Here is a 25,773-nt window from a genome sequence, read left to right as displayed (position 1 = left end):
GTTCGCGATGGGCGTGACTCGCTCAGCGGGTCTCGCGGTGTGCGGTGTGCGAGTGGCACTTGGGGCAGAACTTCTTCAACTCAAGACGATCCGGGTCGTTGCGCCGGTTCTTCTTGGTGATGTAGTTGCGCTCCTTGCACTCGGTGCAGGCCAAGGTGATCTTGGGCCGCACGTCAGAGCTCTTGGCCATGGTTCTGTCCTCGTCGGTTGTCTGTCGGGTGGCGATGTGCCAAACGGCACCGGTGTAGCGAGAGCGGGATTCGAACCCGCGACCTCACGATTATGAGTCGTGCGCTCTCACCAACTGAGCTACCTCGCCATGGGTCCCGGGCTGGCCCGGTGACTCAGAGCCCCCAAGCAGAATCGAACTGCTGACCTTCTCCTTACCATGGAGACGCTCTGCCTACTGAGCTATAGGGGCCGGCACGCATTGCTGCGCCGAAGGAAAAAGATACAGCGCGGAATCGGGCCGGGCAAATCCCATTCCTACGCCCACAGCGTACGCCTCAGCGGGCGCCGCGGTCCGAGCTCCAGGTGATCACGCCACCTTGATAGCGCTGCATACACGTGGTGACACCCCCGCTGGTGCCACACTGCTCAGGCTCGTCCAACGATCCCGAATCACCCCACGCACGAAGAACGGCATCGCCGGCCTACCCCAGGCGCCAGTGACCTCCACCGAGGAATACACCGATCCGCTCTGGAAGTGGATCCCGCAGCCCTTGCGGTCAGCGCCCAGCCCGCAGAACTTGCCAGACGTGGCCGAACCCAGGGGCGGCCTGGTCATGGCGAACCAGGTGCTGTGATCTCGGGGCAGGCGGTCGACCGGGTCGTCTGCGACGACCTGCACCGCCGTTTCGTCGGGGAGGTGGGCGAGTGTGTCCGACCAGGTGCCGTCGGGATTGCTGGTCACGTTGCGGACCAGCTGACCGCACGGCAGACCTCCGGCGTAGTAGGACAACTCGATCGTCATCGCGCGGGCCGGCACCACTCGCGGCAGCAGGGCTGCCCGGATCGCGGTCTGCTTGACCTGAGACCTGGACTTGACGACCCCTTCGGGGTGGGTGGAACCCGGCGATCTGTTATGCAGAATCGGACGATTCGTAGTCTGCCGTGAACCGGTGGCGTTGGACAAGACCCGCCCGGACGGCGCTCAGGGGAAACGCAGCCGGACCGTTGCCGGGCCGCCCGCCTGCTGCCACACCCGGGCGACCTCCTCCGACCGGTCCCCGGCCCGGCGGATCTCGAGCCAGCTCGCCCCCTCCTGGAGCAGCCCGGAGAGGGTGATCTGCGGGGCGATTGCGAGCACGGCCGCCACCCCGGCGCGGCTGGCCCGGGCCAATTCGGCGGCGTCGCGGACCTCGAGTCCGACCCGGGGCGCGTTGAGCCGCAGGTTGTAGCCGTGGTCGAGCACGCCGGATCCGGGCGCGATCAGGGCCGCGTACACCTCGAACCCAGCTCCGGTGACCTCGACCATCCCGCGTTGCCAGTTGTCGCCCAGTCGATGCCGGGCCGAGACCCTGGCCCCGGTGACCCTCCGATCCTCGACCAACTGCTGCCAGATCGCGGTCAACCGCGAACCGTCGAACTCGCCGTAGAGGTGCAGGCCGACCCGGCCGTCCAGGGTGAGCCCCGCCGTCGTCCACGAGCCGACCTGCCGCCGCCACCCGGCGACGAGCGGCTCCAACTGGGCGGCCGTGGCCGAGGCTCGCAGCACCGCGGTGGCGAAGTACTCGGCGGTCAGCAGCGCCTCCAGCCTGCGCCGCACCTCGACCTTCTCGACCCGCTCGACCGCGGGCTGGTCGGCGAGCCAGGCGCGAATCTTCTCGGCCCGGTCGCCGGCACCACCGCACCCGCTCAAACCTGCGACCACCGCCCCCAAACCGATCAGGCCGAAGCCACGCCTCGTCACCATCCAGCCTCCATCCCTTATCAGATGTTAAGCACGCCGGGGGGCACTTCACCGTCGGCACGAACCGGGCGGGAGAAACACGAACGGGGCGTCCGGTGTCGAACGCCCCGTGCTGGGTGGCAGGTGCAGGATTCGAACCTGCGAAGGCAAAGCCGACGGATTTACAGTCCGCTCCCATTGGCCGCTCGGGCAACCTGCCGTGGCCGCCGAAACGGCCGAGAAGCAACTCTAGCAACGCCGCCAGCGGGTTGGGAAATCCGAATCCGGGCCCTGGCGATACGCTGATCCGCATGGCATCTGAGAGCTCCTTCGACATCGTGAGCAAGGTGGATCGGCAGGAGGTCGACAACGCCCTCGGGCAGGCGGCCAAGGAGATCCGGCAGCGCTTCGACTTCAAGAACACCGACTCCACGATCGAGTGGTCCGGTGAGGACATCGCGATGGAATCCTCCTCGGAGGAGAAGGTGAAGGCGATCTGGGACGTCTTCCAGTCCAAGCTGGTCAAGCGCGGAGTCTCGCTGAAGGCGGTCACGGCCGGCGACCCCCGGGTGTCGGGAAAGCTGTGGAAGATGACCGCCTCCACCAGCGAGGGGATCACCACCGAGAACGCCAAGAAGATCGCCAAGCTGGTCCGCGACGAGGGCCCCAAGGGTGTCAAGTGCCAGGTGCAGGGCGACGAGTTGCGGGTCAGCGGCAAGAAGCGTGACGACCTGCAGGAGGTCCAGCGGATGATCCGCGAGGCCGACTATGACTTCGCCGTGCAGTTCGTCAACTACCGCTGACGCACGCCCCCACGCCGGACGGCTGGCTGGGACCCCTGGGCGCCCGCGCCGCCGGTCGCTATCGTGACCCGGTGACTTCGCGACAGGTACGCCTCAGCGGCGCCGACGGACTGACCATCGCCGCCGACGAGTGGGGTGACCGGGAGCACCAGGCGGTGCTGCTGCTGCACGGCGGCGGCCAGACCCGGCACTCCTGGAAGTCGGCCGGGGCCGAGCTGGCAGCCGCCGGACGCCACGTGGTGAGCGCCGACCTGCGCGGGCACGGCGACTCCGACTGGTCGCCGGACGCTCGCTACGGCTTCGAGGCGCACCGCGATGACGTGCTGTCCTATCTCCCGCAGATCACCGACGGCCCCTTGGTGCTGGTCGGCGCCAGCCTGGGCGGGCTGACCTCCCTGCTGGTCACCCAGCATCGCCCCGACCTGGTCCGCGCGCTCGTGCTGGTCGACGTGGTGGTCCAGCTGGAGACCACCGGCACCAACCGGATCCGGGAGTTCATGTTCGGCAACCGCGCCGGGTTCGACAGCCTGGAGCAGGCCGCCGACGCGATCGCCGCCTACCTGCCGCACCGTCCGCGCCCGAAGAGCACCGACGGGCTGCGGAAAAACCTGCGTCAGCGGGAGGACGGCCGCTGGTACTGGCACTGGGACCCGGCGATGACCGCCCACCCTGAGGCCGCCGACGAGGCGCTGCAGCGCAAGACCTGGGAAAACCTGGACGAGATCGCCCGCTCCATCACGGTGCCCACCCTGCTGATCCAGGGCGGGCTGTCGGACGTGGTCTCCGACGAGGGGGTGCAGCACTTCCGCGAGCTGGTCCCGCACCTGGAGGTGGCGACCATCGCAGGCGCCGGGCACACCGCCGCGGCCGACGACAACGACGCGTTCACCGCCGCAGTCAGCGAGTTCGTCGCCCGGGTGTCGGGCTGAACGTGCGGATCGCCACCTTCAACGTCAACGGCCTCCGGGCGGCGCAGCGTCGCGGATTTCGTCGGTGGCTCGATGCCGCCGACTGTGACGTGGTGGGGCTGCAGGAGGTGCGCTGCCCCGCCGAGCAGCTGCCGACCGAGTGCTGGGACGGCTACCACTGGGCGTACCACCAGGGAACCCTGCCGGGCCGCAACGGGGTGGCGATCATGTCACGGGAGAAACCATCGGCGGTACGCCACGGGTTCGGCAGCCGGGAGTTCGACACCGAGGGGCGCTATCTGGAGGTGGACCTGCCCGGGCTGACGGTCGCCTCGCTCTATCTGCCGAAGGGCGGAACCCTCTTCGCCGACGAAGTTTCCGCGGCTCGGTTCCACCGCAAGCAGCGGTTCCTGCGCTCGCTGGCCCGGCACCTGACGGCGAGCCGTCGGCAGGCGGCCAACCAGGGGCGGGAGTTCGTGGTGATGGGCGACTTCAACATCGCCCACACCGAGTTGGACCTGAAGAACTTCAAGACCAACAGGAAATCCGAGGGGTTCCTGCCCGAGGAGCGGGCCTGGTTCGGCTCGGTGCTGTCGCCGCGCACACTGGTGGACGTGGTACGCCGACTGCACCCGGAGAGCCCGGGTCCGTATTCGTGGTGGAGCTGGCGCGGACAGTCCTGGGCCAACGACGCCGGCTGGCGGATCGACTATCAGCTCGCCTCCCCCGGCCTGGTCGCCCGCGCCCGGCACGGGGGTACCATGCGCGACGAATCCTATGAGGCAAGGGTTTCCGACCACGCCCCCGTCCTGGTGGAGTACGCCGACTGATCGGCCACCAGCGCGTGCAGCAGGGGCTGCGCCTGCCCGCGTGAGGTGAACAGGACCAGCCGCCATCCTCCGCACGCAGCAATTCCGGAGCATCACGCAGCTCCGCCCAACGGTGCCAGTGGCCGTCGAAGGAGGCCGGTCGGACCACCCGTCCGCGGGCGACCTGGCCGGCGATCGCCTCGGCGCGGGGGATGTCGACGAAGACCAGCCCCGCACGCCAACCGCGGACTTGCGCCAACCGGGCCAGTAGCCGCCGACTCCACCGTCGGGTACCGGGATCGTGCACCAGCAGGGTCCTCCCGCGAACCGGTCCACGCAGCGTCGCGAACAGCACCTGCAGGTGGTGCAGCGTGTGCACCAGCCAGCGATAATGCCGATACCGTACGCCGGGCAGCACTCTCGCCAACCGGTCACGGTGCGGTTCCGGGTCGAGCACCCGCACCGCTTCCGACCCGCCCACGCCCTGCAGCGCGGTGGTCTTGCCCGCGCCCGGGATCCCCGCCAGCACGATCAGGTCGATCTGGGTGTCCATGGCACAAGGGTTGCTCGCCCTCCTGTGCTGAACCTGTGCGGTCGCGCCCCGGTTCTGCCCCGATCGTGCCCCGACTCTGCCCCTACCTGCCCGATCCGACGAGGGCAGGCAGCCAGCCGGCACGGCGAATGGCAGACTCGGGGCGTACGCCCGACCAGAGCCGACCAGGGGAGACTATGGAGCACGAGATCGACTACGCGCCGGGACGCACCGGCACCGACCAGGTGCTGTTCGCCCACGACGGCAACCTGGGGCGGATCCTGCTCAACCGGCCGAAGGCGATCAACTCGCTGAACGCCGAGATGTGCCGGGCGATCCTGGAGCAACTGCGGCTGTGGGCCGACGACCCGGCGATCAAGACGGTCACCGTCGAGGGCGCCGGGGAGCGTGGGCTGTGCGCCGGCGGGGATGTGAAGTCGCTGCGCCAGGCCGTGGTGGCCGATCCGAAGAGCCCGGCCCCGGCTGAGTTCTGGGAGACCGAATATGAGATGAACCAGCTGGTCGCCGACTATCCGAAGCCCTATCTGGCGGTGATGGACGGGGTCTGCATGGGCGGCGGACTGGGCATCTCCGCCCACGGGTCGATCCGCCTGGTCACTCCTCGCAGCAAGCTGGCCATGCCCGAGACCATCATCGGCTTCTTCCCCGACGTGGGCATGCTGCACCTGCTGTCGCGGATGCCCGGGGAGTTCGGCACCTTCCTGGCGCTGACCGGTCGCACGATCGGTGCGGGTGACGCGCTGGCCGCCGGGCTGGCGGACCACCTGATTGCCGAGGCGGACATTCAGCCCCACCTGGCCGCGACCGCCGCGGGCGGTGTGGTGGCGGCGGCGCCGGCCGCTCCCGAACCGGAGCTGTTCGGGGCGGGCTGGATCGCCGAGTGCTTCGTCGGGGACGACGCCCAGGCGATCGTGCGGCGACTCGGCGATCACGACGACGAGGGCGCGCGCCGGGCCGCCGAGGACATCACCGCGCGTTCCCCGTTCGCGGTGTCGCTCACCCTGGCCGCGCTGCGCCGGGCGGCCGAGTTGTCCCTGTCCGAGGTGCTCGCCCAGGACCTCCGGCTGAGCCGGCACTTCGCCACCGACCCCGACTTCCTGGAGGGCGTACGCTGCCAGCTCGTCGACCGCGGCGACACCCCGCAGTGGCGCCACCGGTCGCTGGCCGACGTCGACCCCGCCGAGGTCGCCGCCCTCTTCTGAGCCGCAATCACCATCCAGCGAACCCACTCGCCACTCCCCTACCCCTGGAGGGTCAGGTCAGTGGTCAACCGGTTCGCTGGATCGCCCTACGGGTTCGCTGGATCGCCCTACGGGTTCGCTGGATCGCGCGGGCACCTCGGCCGAGGGGGTGGGTTCCTCGTCGGCCTGCTGGAAGTGCCGCCGGTCGTGGGTGAGGATCATCCACGCGATCACCCCGGCCGCGGCGATCCCCATTGCGATCAGATCGTTGCGCCAGGAGAAGCTGACCGACGAATAGCTGAGCAGGGCGATCGAGCTCCAGCTCGCCACCCGGACCGACCGCAGCGACGGTCGGATGAACGCGAACCAGGTCGCGGGCCAGGTCAGATACCACGGATGCAGGGCCGGGCTGCCCAGGATCAGCGCCATCCACCCGAGCACCAGGAACTTCATCGGGTTCTTCGGCGCATAGCGCACCAGCAGCCCGAGAATCGTGAGCACCATCAGCACCATGCCGATCTGGCGCGCCAGGCGTACCGCCCCCACCGCGGCCCGGTGCTCCCCGAACAGGTTCAGCACCATCCGGGCCACCTCGCCGATCATCGTCGGCGGTGAGATCGTCGACGCCAGACCGGGCACGTTGATCGCCAGCACCCAGCCCCAGCCCTGCCCGTTCGGCATGCAGGCCAGCGTGATCAGGGTGAACGCCAGCAGCATCACCAGCGTCCCGAGCGCCACCCGCCAGGCGGCCTGCCACAACCGTCCCCACCACCCCGGTGCCGGGCGCAGCACCGGCCACGCCAGCATCGCCACCGGGACGATCGCCAGGATTCCGGGGATCTTGATCGCCCCCGCGGCCGCGACCAGGCAGCAACCGAGCAGAAACCGTTTCCGCACCGCCGCGTGCAGGGCCAGCGCGACGAACCCGATCATCACCGCGTCGTTGTGCGCCCCGCCGACCAGGTGGGCGATCACCAACGGGTTGACCAGGCCGAACCACAGCGCCGAGCGCCAGTCCACCCCCAGCCGGCGAGCCAGCGACGGCACGGTCAGCGCCGCGGCCACCATCCCGGTGATCGCCAGCAGCCGCATCCCGAGCGCCGACGACCAATAGGGCGACTGCCCGAACGCGTCCACCACCAGGTGCGACAACTGCAGACTGAGCGGACCATAGGGAGCCCGGGTGAACCGCCACACCTCGACCACCTGCTCGCCCCAGCGGTTCTGCAGCATCCCCGCCCCCATCACATAGGGGTTCAGCCCGGAGTGCAGCATGTATCCCTCGGCGGCATAGGCATACGAGTCGTGGCTGAAGATCGGCGGCGCCAGCAGCATCGGCAGGGACCACAGCGCGAGCACCGCCCGGAAGTCGACCGGCCAGGCTCCGCGGCGCGGCCGCAGGTCCAGCCACGCGTGCATCACCAGCAGTACGCCCAACAGGGCCGAGAGCGTCCCCAGACCGGGCCCCAGCCACGCATACTGCCGGAACAGCCCGAGCACCTTCCACCACGGGCTGTTCTCCGGCAGGAAGGCCGGGCTCAACCCGCCGAGCGAGATCAGCGCGCTGCCGACCATGCCCCGACGCACCGAGGGAACCGCGAACGCCTGCACCAGAAGTTCGGTGGCGGCGCGCTGATACCGGTCGACCCGGGTGGCCACCTCGCGCACGGTGAGCGCCATGACACCTCCCTCCCGCGTCGTCTGGGACAGCGTAGTCATCCGTCACACCAGTCGCACCTGCGAGGATGGCGATCATGGAACCGCTCGACTCGACCTTCACCGCGCGCCGCGATGCGCTGTGGCCCCAGGTGCTGCGTCCGCTGCGTCAGCTCTACGGGCACCGGGCCGACTTCGCCGAGGTGCTCACCCGCCTCGAGCGGGCCTGCGAGCAGGCGTACGCCGACCGCTCGGCCGAGTTGCGCGCGCTCGACCAGCGCCGGCTGGTCACCCCGGACTGGTTCCAGCGCCCGGAGGTGATCGGCTACGTCTGCTACGTCGACCGGTTCGCGGGGACCCTGTCGGGGGTCGGTGACAGGCTGGAGCATCTGCAGCAGCTCGGGGTGACCCTGCTGCACCTGATGCCGCTGCTGGAGTCGCGACCGGCACCCAACGATGGCGGCTATGCGGTCACCGACTACCGGTCGGTACGCCCCGACCTGGGCACGATCGACGACCTGCGGGAACTCGCCGGCACCCTGCGCGGGCGGGGAATGTCGCTGGTCGTCGACCTGGTCTGCAACCACACCGCCGCCGAGCACGAGTGGGCCCGCCGGGCCCGGGCGGGCGAGCAGAAATACCGCGACTACTACTGGTTCTATCCCGACCGCACCGAGCCGGACCGTTGGGAACAGACCCTGCCGGAGGTGTTCCCCGACTTCGCACCGGGCAACTTCAGTTGGCTCCCCGACGCCGAGCAGTGGGTGTGGACCACCTTCAACGACTATCAGTGGGACCTCAACTACACGAACCCCGCGGTGTTCGCCGAGATGCTGGAAACGCTGCTGTTCCTCGCCAACGCCGGGGTGGAGGTGCTGCGCCTGGACGCGGTGGCGTTCATGTGGAAACGCCTCGGCACCAATTGCCAGAACCAGCCCGAGGCGCACCTGCTGCTGCAGGCCTTCCGCGCGCTGACCAGCATCGTCGCGCCCGGGGTGCTGCTGCTGGCCGAGGCGATCGTCGCCCCCGACGACCTGGTGGACTATCTGGGCCGCGGCGAGGGCACCGGGGTGGAGTGCCAACTGGCCTACCACAACGTGCAGATGGTGATGCTGTGGAGCGCGCTCGCCGAACAGGGCGTACGCCTGACCAGGACCGTGCTGAACGCGATGCCGCCGATCCCGCCGAACACGTCCTGGCTGACCTACGCCCGGTTGCACGACGACATCGGCTGGGCGATCACCGACGAGCTGGCCGCGGCGGCAGGGTTGGACGGGTTCGCGCACCGCGGTTTCCTGTCCGACTTCTATTCCGGCGAGTTCGGCGGATCGTACGCCCGGGGCGAGGTGTTCCAGGCCAACCCGCGGACCGGGGACCGGCGGATCTCCGGCTCGCTGGCCTCGCTCGCCGGGCTGGAGGCGGCCCTCCAGCTCACCGGGACCGAACGGGGCCAGCAGGTCGACCTGGCGGTGCGGCGGATCCTGCTGCTGCACGCCCTGGTGCTCTCCATCGGCGGGCTGCCACTGATCCACTCCGGCGACGAGCTGGGCCAGCTGAACGACCGTTCCTATCTGGCCGACCCCGACCTGGCCCCGGACAACCGGTGGATGCACCGCCCGCCCCTGGACTGGCGCGCCGCCGAACGCCGGTTCGACCCGGACACCGTCGAGTGCCGCATCTTCTCCGGCATCGCCAACCTGGTCCAGGCGCGCCGGCGTACGCCGCAGTTGCACGCCCAGGCCGGCTCACGGGTGGTCGACGTCGGCAACGACCACGTGCTCGGGGTGCTCCGGGAGAGCCCGCGCGGAATCGTGCTGGTGCTGGCGAACGTGTCCGCCCGGGCGTACTCGATCGGGCTGCACTCCGTGCCCTGGTTCACCCCCGGCGCCGGCCTGCGCGACCTGATCTCCGGCCACCCCGAGTCCCGCACCCTGCGGATGGAGCCCTACCAGGTCCGCTGGATCGCCGAACTTCCCCACGCCGGCTGAGCCCCCCGTTGTCTGAGCCTGTCGAAGCCCCCTACCGCAGCTCACCGATCCCGTGGGCGAGCGCGGTCAGATCAGCCGCCGGGGCGACGTGGGCGCCGTTCCACTCGAGCGCGTCGAACGGGCACTCCTCGACGCAGATCCCGCAGTACATGCACAACGACCAGTCGATCACGAACCGGTCGAGCACGTTGTGGGTCCGCTCGCGCATCCCGCGGCCGGTCAGCTGGGCGGGGGCGTTCGGGTCCACCTCGGTGTGCGAGTCAATCTGGATGCACCACGCCGGACACTCCCGGGCGCAGATCATGCAGGAGGTGCAGTTCTCCTCGATCAGTCGAATTTTCCCGTGGGTTCCTGAGCCTGTCGGTGGGTTCATCGCCGCCGCCTGACCCGGCCACCCTGGGCGCTCTCGGCGACCTCCGCGGCGCTCGGCTGAGCCGCGTCGGGGTCCCGGTCTCCCCACACCTGCGGATCGGGTACGCCTGGCGGCACCATCCGGCGGCGTCCGGCCCCGGACTCCCCCGGCTCCTTGGCGCCGGGCCAGCCGACGGCCGCCCGGGCGGCGAGCACCTCGTCCTTGCGCAGCGGATGGCCCCCATAGCGCGGATCGACCAGCAGTGAGCCCGCCATCCCGCCGACGAACTCGACCCCGAACAGGTCCGCGAGCTCACGCTCCGCCCAGGCGGCGCCGCCGAACACCGCCCACAGACTCGCCAACCTCGGCTCCTCCCGCGCGATCCGGGTGTCCAGGCGTACCGACTCTCCCGTCTCGCGCCGCAGCAACTGCAGCGACACCCGGAATTCTTCGGTACGCCCGAGCTCGTCCACGCAGTCGAGCCAGTCGAAGAAGCCGAACCCGTCGGCCCGAGCCTGCGCTGCGGCCGTCACCCACTCTGCCGGCTCGACCAGGCGCACCTCGCTCACGCGACCACCTCGGCGCGCAGGCCGTCCAGCACTTCGACCAGCGCCCCCGGTGGCGGCGGGCAGCCGGGCACGAATACGTCGACCTCGACGATCTGGGAGATGCCCTTGGTCACCGCATACGAGTCCCAGTAGGGGCCGCCGGAGCTGGCGCAGGCGCCGAAGGAGATCACCTGTGCGCCGGGGGCCTGGTCGAGCAGTTCCTGCACCACCGGCAGCACCGCATCGGTGACCGTGCCGGAGATGACCACCACCACCCGATCGCCGTCGTGCAGCTGGGCGACCTCGACCGCCGTCGCCGCAGCCTCGAACTCCACCGCGCAGCAGGCGAGGGCGACGTCGACGACCATCAGGGACCTGTCCCCATACCAGTCGAAGCAGCGCATATCGGGCAGGCTACCGTGCGCCGCCAGTCGCCTCGGCGTACCGGGCCAGCACCCGGACCGCTCTGCGGGACTCCGTTCTCGCGCGAATTGAGCGGGGTATCGTCGAGTGATGCATTGCGGGGACAATTGGTGCGCCGATCAGCGGTGCGCGTCAGCCTCGACAGAGAGGATTCGTTCGTGCCTGAGGTGAAGAGTCTCGACCGTGTCGTGATCCGGTTCGCCGGCGACTCCGGCGACGGCATGCAGCTGACCGGTGACCGGTTCACCGCCGATTCGGCGCTGCTGGGCAACGACATCTCGACGCTGCCGAACTTCCCGGCCGAGATCCGCGCCCCCCAGGGCACCCTCCCGGGCGTCTCCAGCTTCCAGCTGCACTTCGCCGACTACGACATCATGACCCCCGGCGACCGCCCGGACGTGCTGGTGGCGATGAACCCGGCGGCGCTCAAGGCCAACCTGCGCGACGTGGACAAGGGGGCGGTGCTGATCGTCGACACCGCCGAGTTCACCAAGCGCAACCTGACCAAGGTCGGCTATGCCGACAACCCGCTCGAGGACGACTCGCTCACCGACTATCAGGTGCACGCCCTCGACCTGTCCGGCATGACGGTCGCCGCGGTCAAGGAGTTCGGGCTGACCCGCAAGGACGCTCAGCGCTCCAAGAACATGTTCACCCTCGGGCTGCTGTGCTGGCTGTTCAACCGCGACGGCGAGGGCACCATCTCCTTCCTGTCCAAGAAATTCGCCACCAAGCCCGCCATTCGCGACGCCAACATCGCCGCCTTCCGCGCCGGCAACGCGTTCGGCGAGACCACCGAAACCTTCGCGCACACCTACCAGGTACGCCCGGCCAAGATGCCGACCGGCCGCTATCGCCAGATCACCGGCAACACGGCGATGGCGCTCGGGCTGATCACCGGTGCCCACAAGTCCGGGCTGCAGATGTTCTTCGGCGCCTATCCGATCACGCCGGCCTCGGACGTGTTGCACGAGCTGACCAGGCAGAAGCGCTATGGCGTGCTCACCTACCAGGCCGAGGACGAGATCGCCGCCGTAGGTGCGGCCCTGGGCGCCTCCTTCGCCGGCGCCCTCGGCGTCACCTCATCCTCCGGCCCGGGTATCGCACTGAAGGCCGAAACCATCGGCCTCGGCGTGATGACCGAGCTGCCGCTGGTGGTGGTCGACGTGCAGCGCGCCGGCCCTTCCACGGGCATGCCCACCAAGACCGAGCAGGCCGACCTGCTGCAGGTGCTCTACGGCCGCAACGGCGAGGCGCCGGTACCGGTGATCGCGGCCCAGTCACCCGCCGACTGCTTCGGCACCGCGATCGAGGCCGTGCGCTGGGCGATCACCTATCGCACCCCGGTGGTCGTGCTCTCCGACGGCTATCTGGCCAACGGCGCCGAGCCGTGGCGCCTGCCCGAGATCGCGGCCATCCCGGCGATCGACCCCGGCTTCGCCACCGAGCCGAACAGCCAGAATGCCAAGGGCGAGCCGCAGTTCCTGCCCTATCAGCGCGACGACAACGGCGCCCGGCCGTGGGCGATCCCGGGTACGCCGGGTCTGGAGCACCGGATCGGCGGCATCGAGAAGGCCGCCGGCACCGGCAACGTGTCCTATGACCCCGACAACCACGACGCGATGGTCCGCGCCCGCCAGGCCAAGGTCGACGGCATCGTCCGCGACATCCCGGACGTGGAGGTCGACGACCCCGACCGCAACGCCCGGATTCTGGTGCTGGGTTGGGGGTCCAGCTATGGCCCGATCATGGCTGCGGTACGCCGGGTCCGCGCCGCGGGGGGTTCGGTCGCCCGTGCCCACCTGCGCCACCTCAACCCGTTCCCCGCCAACCTCGGTGAGGTGCTGCGCAGCTATGACAAGGTCATCGTGCCGGAGATGAACCTCGGCCAGCTGGCCATGCTGTTGCGCGCGAAATACCTGGTCGACGTGCAGTCCTATTCCCGCGTCCGCGGCCTGCCGATCTCGCTGTCTGAGCTGGCCCGTGACCTGCTCGCCGAGTTGGGCGTCACCCCGCCCACCGTCGAGGAGCTGAACGAGGAACCGATGGAGAACGGCGAACCCGTGCACGAGGGCCACCACGACCCGGCCACCGCGGCCGGAAGGAAGTGAGCGAGATGACCCAGACTCCGACCCGACACGAATACGCCGGACTGGCCGGCGTACCGCTGTCGATCGAACCGCTGAACCGCAAGGACTTCACCTCCGACCAGGAGGTGCGCTGGTGCCCCGGCTGCGGCGACTATGCCGTGCTGGCCGCCTTCCAGGGATTCCTGCCAGAGCTGGGGATCAAGCGGGAGAACGCGGTCATCGTCTCCGGGATCGGCTGCTCCTCGCGCTTCCCCTACTACGTGGACAGCTACGGGATGCACTCGATCCACGGGCGCGCCCCAGCCATCGCCACCGGCGTCGCCGCCTCGCGCAGCGACCTGGCGGTATGGGTGGTGACCGGTGACGGCGATGCGCTGTCGATCGGCGGCAACCATCTGATCCACGCCCTGCGCCGCAACGTCAACTTCACGATTCTGCTGTTCAACAACAGGATCTACGGCCTCACCAAAGGCCAGTACTCACCCACCTCCGAGCAGGGCAAGGTGACCAAGTCCTCCCCGATGGGATCGCTGGACGCCCCGTTCAACCCGCTCTCGCTGGCCCTGGGCGCCGAGGCGTCCTTCGTCGCCCGCACCGTCGACTCCGACCGCAAGCACCTCACAGAGGTGCTCAAGGCGGCTTCGGCGCACCGCGGTGCCAGCTTCGTGGAGATCTATCAGAACTGCCCGATCTTCAACGACGGCGCCTTCGATGTGTTGAAGGACAGGGATTCCGCGGCCAACGCGATCATCCCGCTGGTGCACGGGGAGAAGATCCTGTTCGGCGCCGAGCAGCACCTGTGCGTCTATCGCGCCGACGACCACACCCTGCAGGTGGGCGAGGTGTCCGCGGTCGGCCTGGACCGGGTCGTCACCCACGACGCCCACGCCCAGGATCCGGCGTACGCGTTCGCCCTCTCCCGGCTGACCGACGCCGGGGTGCTGCAGCGCTCCCCCATCGGCATCCTGCGTCAGGTCGAACGGCCCGCCTACGACGATCTGGCCCGTCAGCAGCTCGAGACCGCCAACGCCGGCACCGAGATCGACGACGCGTTCATCCAGCAACTGGTGGACGGGCCGGACACCTGGCTGGCTCACTGATCCGTTGACTGATCAGCCGCCTTCCGAACCAGCACAGGAAATCCCGGCGTCGGACACCTCCCGGGCCGGGGTCGTCGCCGCGCTGACCGCGTACGGCCTGTGGGGACTGGTGCCGCTGTATTGGCGGCTGATCCAGGGCGCGGGACCACTGGAGGTGCTGGCGCACCGGGTCGTCTGGTCGCTGGTCTTAGGCGTGCTGCTGATCCTGCTGATCGCTCGGCGCCGCTGGCGTCGACAGCTCGCCTCGCCGCGCACCCTGTTCACCCTGGCGGTGGCGGCGATCATCATCACCTCCAACTGGGGCATCTACATCTGGGCGGTGACCAACGGCCGGATCACCGAGACCGCCCTCGGCTACTACATCAACCCGCTGCTCTCCATCCTGGTCGGCGTGCTGCTGCTGCACGAAAGGCTCGCCCCGGTGCAGTGGATCGCGATCGGACTGGCGACGGTGGCGGTGGTGGTGATCACCTTCGGCTACGGCCGGTTGCCCTGGGTGGCGTTGCTGCTGGCCACCACCTTCGCCGTCTACGGGGTGATCAAGAAGCGGGCCACCGTCGAACCGGTGGTCTCCTTCGGCTACGAGTCGGCGATCGCAGTGCTGCCGGCGCTGGCTTTCCTGCTCTGGTTGAGCTCGCGCGGCGAGAGCCACTTCGGGCGGCAACCGTTGGGGCAGGATCTGCTGCTGATCGGTGGCGGCGTGGTCACCGCGATTCCGCTGCTCGCCTTCGCCTTCGCCGCCCAGCGGATCCCGCTGAGCCTGCTCGGGATCACCCAGTACGTCGCCCCGACGATCCAGTTCGTGCTCGGCGTCGCGCTGTTCGCCGAGCCGATGCCGCTGGCCCGCTGGATCGGCTTCGTGCTGGTCTGGGCGGCCCTGCTGCTGATCACCGGTCACGCGGTGTGGCGGGCCCGACATCGCGGGCGGCGAGTGCCGACCACGGGTTAGAATCTCGCCATGTTCGTCACCCCCACAGCCGTCGGCGCGCGGCTGCCCCTGGCCCGCGCGGCCGGATGAGCACCGAGCGCAGCCCGTTCGCCCGGCCCGGCGCGGACCCCGGACCCGAATCCGATGACGAACCTCAGGCGTACGCCCCGGCCCGCCGCGCCGCCGAACCGGCGCCCGACCAGCCCACCCGTGCCCGGCGTGCGGCCGATCCACCGACGGATGAGCCGGCGGATGAGCCGGCGGATGAGCCGACCTGGACCCCCGACGAGGCGACCCCGGTACGCCGCAGCCGTCCGGCGCCGTGGCTGGTGGTGATCGTGCTCGCGCTGGCCCTGCTGGTGGGCGGGGCACTGTTCGTCCGGTCGCTGACCAGCAGCACCCCGAAGCCGAGCGGCGCCGCCGATCGGGCGGTGGCCTACCTGCAGGCGATCGCGGCCGGCGACGCGACCGGGGCGCTGGCGATGAGCTTCAACCGGCCCACCGGCCCGCTGATCAGCAACGAGGCGCTCGCCCGCAGCAGGCCGCAGCTCACCGACATCCGGGTGCTCGACGCCGGCTCCGGCGACCCGGCCGGCACCGACGTGGTGCTCGGCTATCGGGCGCGCGGCAAGGAGGTCCGCGGCACCTTCCCGGTCTTCCAGAACCCGCAGGGTCAGTGGCAGCTGCGCCGCGGCGCGGTGCAGCTGCGGCTCGCTCCGACCCCGAAGATGATCCCGCTGACCGTCGACGGGGCCCGGATGGACTCGACCGGCTACACCTACCTGATCGACGTGTTCCCGGGGGTGCACACCCTCAGCACCGGATCGAAGTGGTTGGAGTACTCCGCCAGTGAGTTCGTCGTCGAAGGCCTCGGCACCCCGCCGACCGTGGACGCGACCGCGCGCCCCACCCCGGCGTACGCCGGAGCCCTGCAGCAGCGGATCAGTGAGCGCGTGAAGGGCTGTGTGGCCAGCACCGAACTCGCCCCCAAGGGCTGCCCGTGGGCGCGCAGGGCGAACCCCGACCAGCCGGTTCGACCGGGGTCGGTCCGCTACACCCTGCTCGAGGAACGCTATGACGCCCCGGCCCCCGGCCAGATCGACGCCATCGCCCACGGCGCCGCACCGATGCGGATCAGGGTCACCAGCATGGCCAGGGTGAGCGGCGTTCACCAGAACGTCACCGAGGAGTTCGACGTGCCGGGTAGGTTCGCGGTGGATCTGCTCAGCCAAGGACCGGACTTCGCCTGGGAGTGAACCGGAACCTTCCGGAGTTATCCTTGCAGCCGGATCCAGGGAGGAGCACGGTGAGCCAGGACCCCTTTGGGAGCGCAGGACGAGGTCAGGGACATCCCGACCCTCGGTGGGTCGAGCAACCCCAGACGGTGCTGCGCCCCGACGACCTGTCTTGGCGGCACCCGAGCCAGCAGGCGGACCCCCCGCCCACCCCGCCGAACGCCGACGCCACCGCCGAACCACCCGCCCAGTGGCCGCCGCAGTGGGGTTCCCGAGAACCCCAGCAGCCACAGCCTCCCCTGCCCCCCCTGCCCGCCCCGGCGTACGCGGTCCCGCCGCAGCAACCCCAGGCGTACCCCCCGCAGCCCTATCCGGAACAGGCGTACGCCCAGCAGCCCGGGTATCCCCCGCAGCAGGTGCCCCAGCCGAGCGCACCCGAACCCGCCGGTCCGCCGCCGGGCAGCGTGGCCTGGCTGCAGCAGCGCTACCCGGCCCCGGGCGAGCCCGCCCAGCCGCCCCACCCGCCCCAGCCGGTTGCGACCGAATCGGCCTTCGCGCCCCCGCAACCGGGCAGTCTCCGGCCGCAGCCCCTGCGCCAGCCCCCGGCCCGCAAGCCACCGACTCGGGCGCTGGTCCTGGCCGGGGTGGCGACCGTGCTGGTGATCGCCGTGGTGGTGGCGGCCCTGGTCTTCGGCAAGGCGCCCGGTGGCCAGGCGAACCCGCCGCGCGCCACCGGGGCCGACGCCGCCGTCCGGTTCCTGGAGGCGGTTGCCGCCGGCGACTCCGCCCGCGCGCTCTCGCTGCAGCAGCAGGCGCCCCGGGATCGCACCCTGCTCACCGACACCGTGCTGCGGGAATCGCGGCAGCGGGCGCCGATCAGCCGGATCCGGATCACCCACGACTCCGCCAACGATGTCGAGCTCACCTACCAGTTGGGGGAGGCGGAGGTACGCGCCCACTTCGTGCCGGTGCGCCAGCCTGACGGGAGCTACAAGGTGGATCGAGGCACCACCACCGTGCAGGTGACCCGGCCCAAGCAGGTGCCGGTCATCGTCAACGGGGTGAGGCTCACCACCAACGAGGTGGACGCCTTCCCGGGGGCCTACGAGACGACGACCGGTCTGGCCAACGTCTCCTTCCTGGAGCCACGCTTCACAATCTCTGGGCCCACCTCCTTCCCGCGGCTCGCGCCAGCCGCCCAACTCACCGAACAGGGGCGCCGGGCGATGCTGGACGCCACCCGCAAGGCACTCGAGGAGTGCATGAAGGCCAAGGACCTGAATCCGCCGAACTGCCCCCAGCAGGTCCGCGTCGAACCGAACCAGCGTCCCGACAACGCCAGCATCCGTTGGGAACTGGTGGAGGACCCGCTGGCGGGACAGACTCCCAAGCTGACGATCGCCGATGACACGGTGGCCGAGCTCCGGCTGGTGGTGAAGACCAAGATTTCGGTGACCGTGATGACCGACAACCGCCCCGGTGTGGTGAACGCCCAGCCCAAGGAGTTCTCCACCCAGGCGCTCGCCCCGATGACCCAGCCCACCGTCAGCGCCCGCTTCGTGAACTGAAACCTGCCCGGCCCGCCGAGTGGTTCGGCTGGCTAGGCTGGTCGAGTGAGCAAAGTTCCAGCCCTGGACCTGACCGCCTTCGATCATTCGGTACGCCCCGCCGACGACCTGTTCCGCCATGTGAACGGGACCTGGTTGCGGACCGCCGAGATCGACGCCGACAAGCCCGGCGCCGGCGCCTTCGTCACCCTGCGGGACAACGCCGAGGCGGCCGTGCGCGACATCATCACCGGGTTGAGCGCCGACGACGGGGCTGCCGGAGACGCCGACGCCGCCCGGATCGCGGACCTGTACGCCTCGTTCACCGACACCGAACGGATCGAGCGACTGGGGCTGAACCCGTTGGCGGAGCAGCTGTCCGCGATCGACCGGGTCGACGACGTGCGGGCGCTGGTACGCCTGTGGGGCGCCCTGGCCGGGCTCGGCGCCCGCAGCGTGCTCGGTCTGGACGCCGACTCTGACCCCGGCAACCCGGACCGCTGCCTGATGTTCGTCGGCCAGTCCGGGATCGGCCTGCCCGATGAGGCCTACTATCGCGAGGAGCAGTACGCCCAGATCCGCGACGCCTACCGCGACCACATCGCCCGCACCCTGGAACTGGCCGGGATCGGGGACGCGGGGAACGCCGCGGAACGGGTGCTCGCGCTGGAGACCAAGATCGCCGCCCGGCACTGGGACAAGGTGCGCACCCGCGACATGGTGCAGATGTACAACCTGACCTCGTGGACCAGCTTCGCCACTGCGGCCGGTATCGACTGGAACGATTTTCTCTCCGGAGCAGGGATTCCGGTCGACGCGATGGCCGAGATCGTCGACTGCCAGCCCTCCTTCTGCACCGAGCTGGCCGATCTGGTCACCGAGCAGCGGTTGCCGCAATGGCGTGACTGGGCACGGTTCTCGCTGATCTCGTCGTTCTCCCCCTATCTGTCCGAGCCCTTCGTCGCCGAGCGCTTCGCCTTCTATGGCACGACTCTTTCGGGTACGCCGACCAACCGGGAGCGTTGGAAGCGGGGCGTCTCGCTGGTCGAGGGGGTGCTCGGCGAGGCCGTCGGGCGGATCTATGTCGAGCGGCACTTCTCGCCGAAGGCGAAGACGCGGATGGACGAGCTGGTCGCCAACCTGCTGGAGGCGTACCGTCAGTCGATCACCCAGCTGGACTGGATGAGCGAGGATACCCGCGCCGAGGCGCTGACCAAGCTGTCCCGCTTCGACGCCAAGATCGGTTATCCGGTGAAGTGGCGGGACTATTCCGCGCTGGAGATCGACCGGGAAAACCTTGTCGGCAACGTGATCGCGGCCAACCGGTTCGAGCTGGAGCGGGCCGTGCGCAAGGTGTTCGAGCCGGTGGATCGCGACGAGTGGTTCATGACCCCGCAGACCGTGAACGCCTACTATCACCCGCTGCGCAACGAGATCGTGTTCCCGGCCGCAATTCTGCAGCCGCCGTTCTTCAACGCCGACGCCGACGACGCGGTCAACTACGGCGGCATCGGCGCGGTGATCGGGCACGAGATCGGGCACGGGTTCGACGATCAGGGCTCCACCTGCGACGGCGAGGGCCGGCTGCGCAACTGGTGGACCGACGCCGACCGGGAGGCATTCACCGCCCGCACCCGCTCCCTGGTCGACCAGTATGCCGTGCTCTCCCCCGAGGGCGCCGATGGCCGGACCGTGAACGGTGAACTGACCATCGGCGAGAACATCGGTGACCTGGGCGGGCTCACCATCGCCCTGCTCGCCTGGCGGATTTCCCAGCAGGGCAAAGAGGTCCCGGAGCTGGGCGGGTTCACCGGGGTGCAGCGGTTGTTCCTGTCCTGGGCCGCGGTGTGGCAGGCGAAGTTCCGCCCGGAGACGGTGAAGCAGCGGCTCGCCACCGACCCGCATTCACCGAACGAGTTCCGCTGCAACCAGATCGTGCGCAACCTGCCCGACTTCCACGAAGCCTTCGGCGTGACCGAGAACGACCAGCTCTGGCTCGCCCCGGAAAAGCGCGTTGCTATTTGGTGACCGTACGCCGGCTGAGCCGCACGCTGGCTGAGCCTATCGAAGCCCCACGCTGGCTGAGTCTGTCGAAGCCAGTGCACCCCGATCATTCTTTCGGGCGGCGGGTCACTCCCCCGGGGTGGGCCAGCCGCCGTTCGCCGCCTCCAACTGGGCGCCCAGGGCGAGCAGCAGACCGTCCTCGCCCCAGCGACCGGTCAGCAGCACCCCGAATGGCAGCGCCGTGCCGTCCACGTCGGCGGTGTGCAACGGCAGGCTGAGCGAGGGGCGCCCGGTCAGGTTGGCGATACTGGTCCAGGGGGTGAATCGGCACTGGGCGGTGAAGTCGCCTGCCGGGTCCTGCTCATCGCACAGCTCACCGTGCACCGCAGGTGGTTGCGCCAGGGTCGGGGTGAGCACGGCGTCGAATTCGTCCCAGGCCAGGGCGGTGTTCCGGGTTGTCCGCTGGGCCGCGGTGAGCGCTGCGGCGTACGCCTGCCCGCTGGTTTCGCGGCCGAGCCCGCGCAGCCAGCGGGTCAGTGGCCGCAGCGACGACTCCAGCTCCTCCGGCACCGGCACCCCCAGCGCCCCGACCGACCAGAGCGCGGTGAATGCGGCCCATTCGGCCTCCCCAAAGGGCCGCGGCGCGGCCCCCACCTGGTGCCCGAGCTCCTCCAGCAGGCCGATCGTCCGCCGCACCGCCGCCAGCGCCTCGGGGTGCACCGGCGCCTGGTCCACGATCACCGGATCAGTGAGCACGCCGATCCGCAATCGGCCCGGCTTTCCCAACCCGGCCAGGAAATCCGGCACCGGACCCGGCGGATAGGGGTCACCCGGCCAGCCCGGGGCAAGCGCGGTCAGCGCCGCCGCGGTGTCTGACACGTCGCGGGTGAGTACGCCCTCGCTGACCAGACCTGGCCCGTCCACGCCGAGTGGCCCGAGCGACACCCGACCTCGGGTCGCCTTCAGCCCGACCAGCCCGCAGGCCGCGGCGGGGATCCGGATCGACCCGCCCCCGTCCGAGCCGTGGGCGATCGGCACGCTCCCCCCGGCCACGGCAGCGCCTGCCCCGCCCGAGGAGCCACCCGCCCCGCGCCGCCGGTCGAACGGGGTGCTGGCCGGCGTACGCCCCACCGGTTCGGTGTAGCAGGGCAACCCGAACTCCGGGGTCGCGGTCTTGCCGATCAGCACCAGGCCGGCCTCGCGGAGCCGGGTGACGATCCCCGAGTCGACCTCGGCGCGGTTGCCGGCGAAGGCGACCGAGCCGGCCTCGAACGGCCACCCGGCCACCTGGGCCAGATCCTTGACCGGGCAGGGTACGCCGAACAGCGGCCCGGGTGTCTCGCCGGCGACCAGCCGCCGGTCCAGCTCGGCGGCTGTGGCCAGAGCGTCCTCGTCGGCGATGAACGTGTACGCCCCCAGCTCGTCGGCGTGAGCGGTGGCCAGCGCCGCCTCGGTGACCTCGGTGACCGACAGCTCACGGTTGGCGATCCGGCGGGCCAACTGGAGGGCAGTGTCGTTGTTCACCCGGCCGATCCTAGGGCCGGTCAATGCCGCCGACCCTGCTGGCCGCGGATGCGGCGTACCGACTCGGGCTGCTGGACGCGTGGATCAGGACGAGCGGGTGACCACCTGGTCGCAGAGCGCGTTCAGCGCGTCCTTGGCCGGACCGTCCGGCAGCGGCGCGAGGAAACCGCGCGCCACCTCGGCGCGGCGGCGTACCTCGGCCCGCGACTCCTCGATCGCAGGATGGGCCCGGAGCAGACCGATCGCCTCGGCCAGCGTCTCGTCGTCGCTGAGGTCGGAGCGGATCAACTCACTCAGCCGGGCGTGCTGGGGATCCTCGGAGCGCAGTGCCAGCAGGGTCGGCAGCGTCGGTACGCCCTCGCGCAGGTCGGTGCCCGGGGTCTTCCCGGTCTCCTCGGAGGTGATGTCGATGATGTCGTCGGAGAGCTGGAAGACCACCCCGATCTCCTCGCCGAATCGTTCCAGCGCACCCAGCACCTCACCGGAGGCGCCGGAAACCATGCCCCCGAACACCGCCGAGGTGGCGATCAGCGAACCGGTCTTGTCGGCAACCACCTGCAGGTAGTGCTGCAGCGGGTCGTCCTCCTCGCCGGGTCCCACGGTCTCGGCGATCTGTCCCTGGACGAGCCGGGCGAAGGTCTGCGCCTGCAGCGCGACATACTCGGTACCCAGCTCGGCCACGGTTGAGGACGCGCGCGCGAACAGGAAGTCGCCGACCATGATCGCGACCGAGTTCTGCCAGCGCCGGTTGGCGCTCTGCGCACCGCGGCGGAGGTCGGCGTCATCCATCACGTCGTCGTGATAGAGGCTGGCCACGTGGGTCAGTTCCACCACCAGAGCGGCCCGGGTCAGGTCATCGGCGTCGACCGGTCCGCCGAAGTGGCTCGCCAGCACCACCAGCAGGGGACGGAACCGCTTTCCGCCGGCGGCGATGATGTGCTGCGCCGCCTCGGTCACCATCGGGGTGTCGGCACGGGCGGCCGCGAGCAGGCGGTCCTCGACCACCTGCAGCCGCTCCTTGACGGAGTCGGCGAAGGCGTCCTCGGTCACGGCCGGGCGGTTCGCCAGCAGAGCACCGTCGGTGTGGTCATGCACGCAGCCGTACGTCCTTTCTGGGTACGCCGATCAGCGCAAGAACTCTCGCGCCGACGCGGCCAGCTCGAGCAGCGGTCCGGGCAGGATACCCAGCAGCACCGTCAGCACGCAGCCAACGACCACCGTACCGAGGGTGAGCCAGCTCGAGCGCACCACCCGGGTGTCCTCGGCGGCCGGCGAGAAGAACATCAGCACGATCAGCCGCAGATAGAAGTACGCCGCGACCAGCGACATCAGCACCGCGACCACGACCAGCCAGGCGAAACCGCCACGCCAGGCGGTGACGAACACGGCCCACTTGCCGATGAACCCCGAGGTGAGCGGGATCCCGGCGAAGGAGAGCAGCAGCAGGGCCATCGCCGCGGCGGCGCCCGGGGACCGCTTGGCCAGTCCGGACCAGCCGGCCAGCGCGGTCACCTCCCCACCCTCGTTGCGCACCGTGGTGACCAGGGCGAAGGCGGCGATGGTGGCCACGCCGTAGGTGGCGAGGTAGAACAGCACCGCCGACACCGACGTGATCCCCCCGGTGATCCCGCCGCTGGGCTGGGCCGCACCGGTGATCGCGGTGAGCAGGAAGCCCGCGTGGGCGATCGAAGAGTACGCCAGCATCCGCTTGATGTCGGTCTGGGTGATCGCCAGCAGCGAGCCGGTCGCCATCGTCAGCACGGCCACCGCGGCCATCAGCGGCTGCCAGTCCCAGCGCGCCCCGCCGAAGCCGACGAAGAACACCCGGAGCAGGGCGCCGACCGCGGCGATCTTGGTGCAGGCCGCCATGAAGCCGGTGACCGGGGTCGGCGCTCCCTGGTAGACGTCCGGTGTCCAGGAGTGGAACGGGACCGCGCTCACCTTGAACAGCAGGCCGATCGCGAGCAGTCCCATTCCGCCGAGCAGCAGCGCCGGTGAACCGGTGCTGCTGGAGGCCAGCGAGGCCGAGATCTCACCGAGGATGAAGCTGCCCGAATATCCATAGATCAGCGCCACGCCGTAGAGGAAGAACGCGGAGGAGAGCGCGCCGAGCAGGAAGTACTTCAGCGCCGCCTCCTGGGAGAGCAGCCGGCGGCGCCGGGCCATCCCGCACATCAGGTACAGCGGCAGGGACATGATCTCCAGCGCCACGAACATGGTCAGCAGGTCGTTCGAGGCCGGGAACAACATCATCCCGGTCAGCGCGAACAGCAGCAGCGGATAGATCTCGGTGTGCTCCAACCGGGCCTGGATCGCGGCCTGCTCACTCGGCGTACCGGGAACCGAGGCGGCTTGGGGGGTGAACCCGGTCGCACCGCCACCGACCCGCCGCTCGGCGAACACCAGCACGCTGAGCGCCGTCAGCACCAGCAGGATCGCCCAGATGAACCGGGTGGGGCCATCCAGCGCCAGCGACCCCAGCGCACCGATCAGCTCATTACCGCGGCTCCAGCTGAAAACGGTGAAGCCGAGCGCGATCAGGATCACCAGCAGGGTCAGCAGCACCTGGGGCACGGCCCGCTTGCCGCGCGGCACGAACGCCTCGAGGCCGACCCCCAGGCAGCCGCCCAGGAAGACCGCGATCAACGGCGCGATCTGCAGGTATTCGACCGGAGGTGGGTAGCCCGTCATCAGTTGTGTCCCTTCGCGAGCGGGGCCGCCGGGTCGGTCTCGCCGACCACGCGCATGGTGTTCTGCACCGCCGGCTCGATCGCCTCGAGCATCGGCTTAGGGAACAGACCGAGAACCAGGATGATCAGCAGCAGCGGTGCGATGGCCAGCTTCTCCCGGCCGTTCAGGTCAGCCGAGCCGTCGGCGGCGAAGCTCCTCCCGACCTGCTCGGTCACCGGACCGGTCATCGTGCGCTGATAGGTGAGCAGGATGTACAACGCGGACAGCACCATGGCGACCGTGGAGACTCCGGCGGCGATCGGGTGCCGGGCGAAGGAGCCCGCGATCACCATGAACTCCGACACGAAGCTGGACATCCCCGGCAGGGCGGCCGAGGAGAGGCCGCCCATCAGGAACAACCCGGCCAGTACCGGCGCCACCTTCTGTACGCCACCGAAGGCCGCGATCTGCTGGCTCCCGCGACGGCGCACCATGAACCCGGCCACCAGGAACAGCACCGCGGTGGAGAAGGCGTGGTTGAACATGTAGAACGTCGAGCCGGCGAGCGACACGGTGGTGAAGGAGAAGATGCCCAGCACGATGAACCCGAAGTGGCTGATCGAGGTGAACGCGATCAGTCGGTAGATGTCCTTCTGTCCGATCGCGGCCAACGCCCCGTAGATCACCGAGATCACCGCGAGCACGATGATCACCGGCGCCGCCCAGCGGCTGGCCTCGGGGAACAGTTCCAGGCAGAACCGGATCATCCCGAAGGTGCCGACCTTGTCGAGGATGCCGACCATCAGGGTGGAGCCGCCCGGCGTACCCTCCTCGGCCGCGTCCGGCAGCCAGGTGTGAAACGGCACCATCGGCGCCTTCAGTGCGAAGGCGATGAAGAAACCGAGGAACAGCCAGCGGCCGACTCCTCCGCCGAGGTCCAGCCTGGTCAGTTCCGACAGCAGGTAGGTGGGCGCACCGGCCTGGCTGGCCGAGACGGCGGACAGGCCAATCACCGCGGCCAGCATGATCAGGCCGCCGGCCAGGCCGAACAGCAGGAACTTGATCGCCGCGTATCCGCGTCGGGCCTGACCGAAGCCGCCGAGCAGGAAGTACATCGGGATCAGCGTCGCCTCGAAGAAGAGGTAGAACAGCAGCACGTCGGTCGCCATGAACACGAACAGCGACAACGATTCCATGGACAGCACCAGGGCGAAGAAGACGTGGCTGTTCCAGCGGTCGTCGGCGTCCACGGTGTTCCAGGAGGCCAGCAGCACGAACGGGGTGAGCACCGCGGTGAGCAGCACCATGGTGAGGCTGATTCCGTCGAGTGGGCCGAGCGCCCAGTACGCCCCGAACGCCTTGATCCACGGCACCTGCTCTGCGAACTGGGCGCCGCCGGCGTACAGCACCGCGATCACGACGGCGAGGACCGCGGTGAGCGCCGAGAACAGCATGCCGAGGGTCTTGGCGACCGAACCCTTGACCATCATCAGCACGGCCGCGCCGAGCATCGGCAGCAGGCCCAGGAGGGTCAACCAGGGGAAATGCATGTCACTCCCTCCC

22 protein-coding genes, 3 tRNA genes and 1 pseudogene are annotated in these 25,773 nt (G+C 69.8%); 11 read left to right on the top strand and 15 right to left on the bottom strand.

Annotation, left to right across the window (positions count from 1 at the left end):
* Nucleotides 1–22: 22 nt before the first annotated feature.
* From rpmG to CGZ93_RS15560, 6 genes are all read right to left on the bottom strand, one after another.
* Nucleotides 23–190, bottom strand: coding sequence for a 50S ribosomal protein L33 (gene rpmG, locus CGZ93_RS15585; protein ID WP_026927683.1), 168 nt, complete (start codon nucleotides 188–190; stop codon nucleotides 23–25).
* A 55-nt stretch (nucleotides 191–245) separates the two neighbouring features.
* Nucleotides 246–319: transfer RNA gene (locus CGZ93_RS15580), tRNA-Met, on the bottom strand.
* A gap of 29 nt (nucleotides 320–348) precedes the next feature.
* Nucleotides 349–421, bottom strand: a tRNA-Thr gene (locus CGZ93_RS15575).
* Nucleotides 422–538: 117 nt separating this feature from the next.
* A complete protein-coding gene (locus tag CGZ93_RS15570) occupies nucleotides 539–991 on the bottom strand; it encodes a hypothetical protein (protein WP_094365067.1) in 453 nt (150 codons plus the stop codon).
* 162 nt (nucleotides 992–1,153) lie between these two features.
* Complete coding sequence (locus CGZ93_RS15565) at nucleotides 1,154–1,915, bottom strand: hypothetical protein (protein ID WP_094365066.1); 762 nt, start codon at nucleotides 1,913–1,915, stop codon at nucleotides 1,154–1,156.
* A gap of 114 nt (nucleotides 1,916–2,029) precedes the next feature.
* Nucleotides 2,030–2,111: transfer RNA gene (locus CGZ93_RS15560), tRNA-Tyr, on the bottom strand.
* A gap of 91 nt (nucleotides 2,112–2,202) precedes the next feature.
* Between CGZ93_RS15560 and CGZ93_RS15555 the strand changes: the two genes are divergently transcribed.
* The 3 genes from CGZ93_RS15555 (at nucleotide 2,203) to CGZ93_RS15545 (ending at nucleotide 4,432) form a co-directional block, all read left to right on the top strand.
* On the top strand, nucleotides 2,203–2,694 hold the full coding sequence (locus CGZ93_RS15555; RefSeq protein ID WP_094365065.1) for a YajQ family cyclic di-GMP-binding protein: 492 nt from the start codon (nucleotides 2,203–2,205) through the stop codon (nucleotides 2,692–2,694).
* Nucleotides 2,695–2,765: 71 nt separating this feature from the next.
* Nucleotides 2,766–3,623, top strand: a complete 858-nt coding sequence (locus tag CGZ93_RS15550) for an alpha/beta fold hydrolase (RefSeq protein WP_094365064.1) — start codon at nucleotides 2,766–2,768, stop codon at nucleotides 3,621–3,623.
* Nucleotides 3,624–3,625: 2 nt separating this feature from the next.
* Nucleotides 3,626–4,432 (top strand): exodeoxyribonuclease III, encoded by an 807-nt coding sequence (locus CGZ93_RS15545; RefSeq protein WP_094365063.1) that lies wholly within the window; start codon nucleotides 3,626–3,628, stop codon nucleotides 4,430–4,432.
* A 133-nt stretch (nucleotides 4,433–4,565) separates the two neighbouring features.
* Here the strand turns inward: CGZ93_RS15545 and CGZ93_RS20155 are convergent.
* Nucleotides 4,566–4,964, bottom strand: a pseudogene (locus CGZ93_RS20155) (AAA family ATPase); the annotation flags it as partial.
* Between the two features lie 176 nt (nucleotides 4,965–5,140).
* Between CGZ93_RS20155 and CGZ93_RS15540 the strand changes: the two are divergent.
* On the top strand, nucleotides 5,141–6,166 hold the full coding sequence (locus CGZ93_RS15540) for an enoyl-CoA hydratase/isomerase family protein (protein ID WP_094365062.1): 1,026 nt from the start codon (nucleotides 5,141–5,143) through the stop codon (nucleotides 6,164–6,166).
* Between the two features lie 57 nt (nucleotides 6,167–6,223).
* Here CGZ93_RS15540 and mptB read toward each other — a convergent pair whose 3' ends face one another.
* A complete protein-coding gene (gene mptB / locus CGZ93_RS15535) occupies nucleotides 6,224–7,825 on the bottom strand; it encodes a polyprenol phosphomannose-dependent alpha 1,6 mannosyltransferase MptB (RefSeq protein ID WP_094365061.1) in 1,602 nt (533 codons plus the stop codon).
* Nucleotides 7,826–7,899: 74 nt separating this feature from the next.
* On the opposite strand from mptB, the gene CGZ93_RS15530 reads away from it, so the two are divergent.
* A complete protein-coding gene (locus CGZ93_RS15530) occupies nucleotides 7,900–9,789 on the top strand; it encodes an amylosucrase (RefSeq protein ID WP_176451802.1) in 1,890 nt (629 codons plus the stop codon).
* Between the two features lie 31 nt (nucleotides 9,790–9,820).
* Here the strand turns inward: CGZ93_RS15530 and CGZ93_RS15525 are convergent, their stop codons facing one another.
* The 3 genes from CGZ93_RS15525 to CGZ93_RS15515 are packed head-to-tail and all read right to left on the bottom strand — an operon-like array spanning nucleotide 9,821 to nucleotide 11,093.
* Complete coding sequence (locus CGZ93_RS15525; RefSeq protein WP_094365059.1) at nucleotides 9,821–10,162, bottom strand: 4Fe-4S binding protein; 342 nt, start codon at nucleotides 10,160–10,162, stop codon at nucleotides 9,821–9,823.
* Nucleotides 10,159–10,710: an NADH-quinone oxidoreductase subunit C gene (locus tag CGZ93_RS15520; RefSeq protein WP_176451801.1), complete on the bottom strand. Its 552-nt coding sequence runs from the start codon at nucleotides 10,708–10,710 to the stop codon at nucleotides 10,159–10,161. Before CGZ93_RS15520 ends, CGZ93_RS15525 begins: the two co-directional genes overlap by 4 nt.
* Entirely contained in the window at nucleotides 10,707–11,093 is a 387-nt protein-coding gene (locus tag CGZ93_RS15515) for an NADH-quinone oxidoreductase subunit B (protein WP_094365057.1), read from the bottom strand. The genes CGZ93_RS15520 and CGZ93_RS15515 overlap by 4 nt, the downstream gene beginning before the upstream one ends.
* A gap of 177 nt (nucleotides 11,094–11,270) precedes the next feature.
* Here CGZ93_RS15515 and CGZ93_RS15510 point away from each other — a divergent pair, with 177 nt between their 5' ends.
* The 6 genes from CGZ93_RS15510 to CGZ93_RS15485 all read left to right on the top strand — a co-directional run bounded on the left by CGZ93_RS15510 (nucleotide 11,271) and on the right by CGZ93_RS15485 (nucleotide 20,040).
* On the top strand, nucleotides 11,271–13,223 hold the full coding sequence (locus CGZ93_RS15510; protein ID WP_094365056.1) for a 2-oxoacid:acceptor oxidoreductase subunit alpha: 1,953 nt from the start codon (nucleotides 11,271–11,273) through the stop codon (nucleotides 13,221–13,223).
* A 5-nt stretch (nucleotides 13,224–13,228) separates the two neighbouring features.
* Entirely contained in the window at nucleotides 13,229–14,302 is a 1,074-nt protein-coding gene (locus CGZ93_RS15505; RefSeq protein ID WP_094365055.1) for a 2-oxoacid:ferredoxin oxidoreductase subunit beta, read from the top strand.
* Between the two features lie 4 nt (nucleotides 14,303–14,306).
* Nucleotides 14,307–15,251, top strand: coding sequence for an EamA family transporter RarD (rarD, locus tag CGZ93_RS15500; protein ID WP_229117508.1), 945 nt, complete (start codon nucleotides 14,307–14,309; stop codon nucleotides 15,249–15,251).
* 65 nt (nucleotides 15,252–15,316) lie between these two features.
* A complete protein-coding gene (locus tag CGZ93_RS15495) occupies nucleotides 15,317–16,486 on the top strand; it encodes a hypothetical protein (protein WP_094365054.1) in 1,170 nt (389 codons plus the stop codon).
* 50 nt (nucleotides 16,487–16,536) lie between these two features.
* Nucleotides 16,537–18,033, top strand: coding sequence for a hypothetical protein (locus CGZ93_RS15490; protein WP_141211246.1), 1,497 nt, complete (start codon nucleotides 16,537–16,539; stop codon nucleotides 18,031–18,033).
* Between the two features lie 45 nt (nucleotides 18,034–18,078).
* A complete protein-coding gene (locus CGZ93_RS15485) occupies nucleotides 18,079–20,040 on the top strand; it encodes a M13 family metallopeptidase (protein ID WP_229117507.1) in 1,962 nt (653 codons plus the stop codon).
* Nucleotides 20,041–20,142: 102 nt separating this feature from the next.
* Here the strand turns inward: CGZ93_RS15485 and CGZ93_RS15480 are convergent, their stop codons facing one another.
* From CGZ93_RS15480 to CGZ93_RS15465, 4 genes are all read right to left on the bottom strand, one after another.
* On the bottom strand, nucleotides 20,143–21,540 hold the full coding sequence (locus CGZ93_RS15480; RefSeq protein WP_094365052.1) for an amidase: 1,398 nt from the start codon (nucleotides 21,538–21,540) through the stop codon (nucleotides 20,143–20,145).
* An 84-nt stretch (nucleotides 21,541–21,624) separates the two neighbouring features.
* Nucleotides 21,625–22,590, bottom strand: a complete 966-nt coding sequence (locus tag CGZ93_RS15475) for a polyprenyl synthetase family protein (RefSeq protein ID WP_229117516.1) — start codon at nucleotides 22,588–22,590, stop codon at nucleotides 21,625–21,627.
* A gap of 75 nt (nucleotides 22,591–22,665) precedes the next feature.
* On the bottom strand, nucleotides 22,666–24,231 hold the full coding sequence (gene nuoN / locus CGZ93_RS15470; RefSeq protein WP_094365051.1) for an NADH-quinone oxidoreductase subunit NuoN: 1,566 nt from the start codon (nucleotides 24,229–24,231) through the stop codon (nucleotides 22,666–22,668).
* Nucleotides 24,231–25,760 (bottom strand): NADH-quinone oxidoreductase subunit M, encoded by a 1,530-nt coding sequence (locus CGZ93_RS15465; protein ID WP_094365050.1) that lies wholly within the window; start codon nucleotides 25,758–25,760, stop codon nucleotides 24,231–24,233. Before CGZ93_RS15465 ends, nuoN begins: the two co-directional genes overlap by 1 nt.
* Between the last annotated feature and the right edge of the window lie 13 nt (nucleotides 25,761–25,773).

Origin of the sequence: Enemella dayhoffiae, from assembly GCF_002250625.1 — a bacterium.
Taxonomy (GTDB): domain Bacteria; phylum Actinomycetota; class Actinomycetes; order Propionibacteriales; family Propionibacteriaceae; genus Enemella; species Enemella dayhoffiae.
Note: the sequence above shows the minus strand (reverse complement) of the source record. Positions and strands in the feature narration are given on the sequence as shown.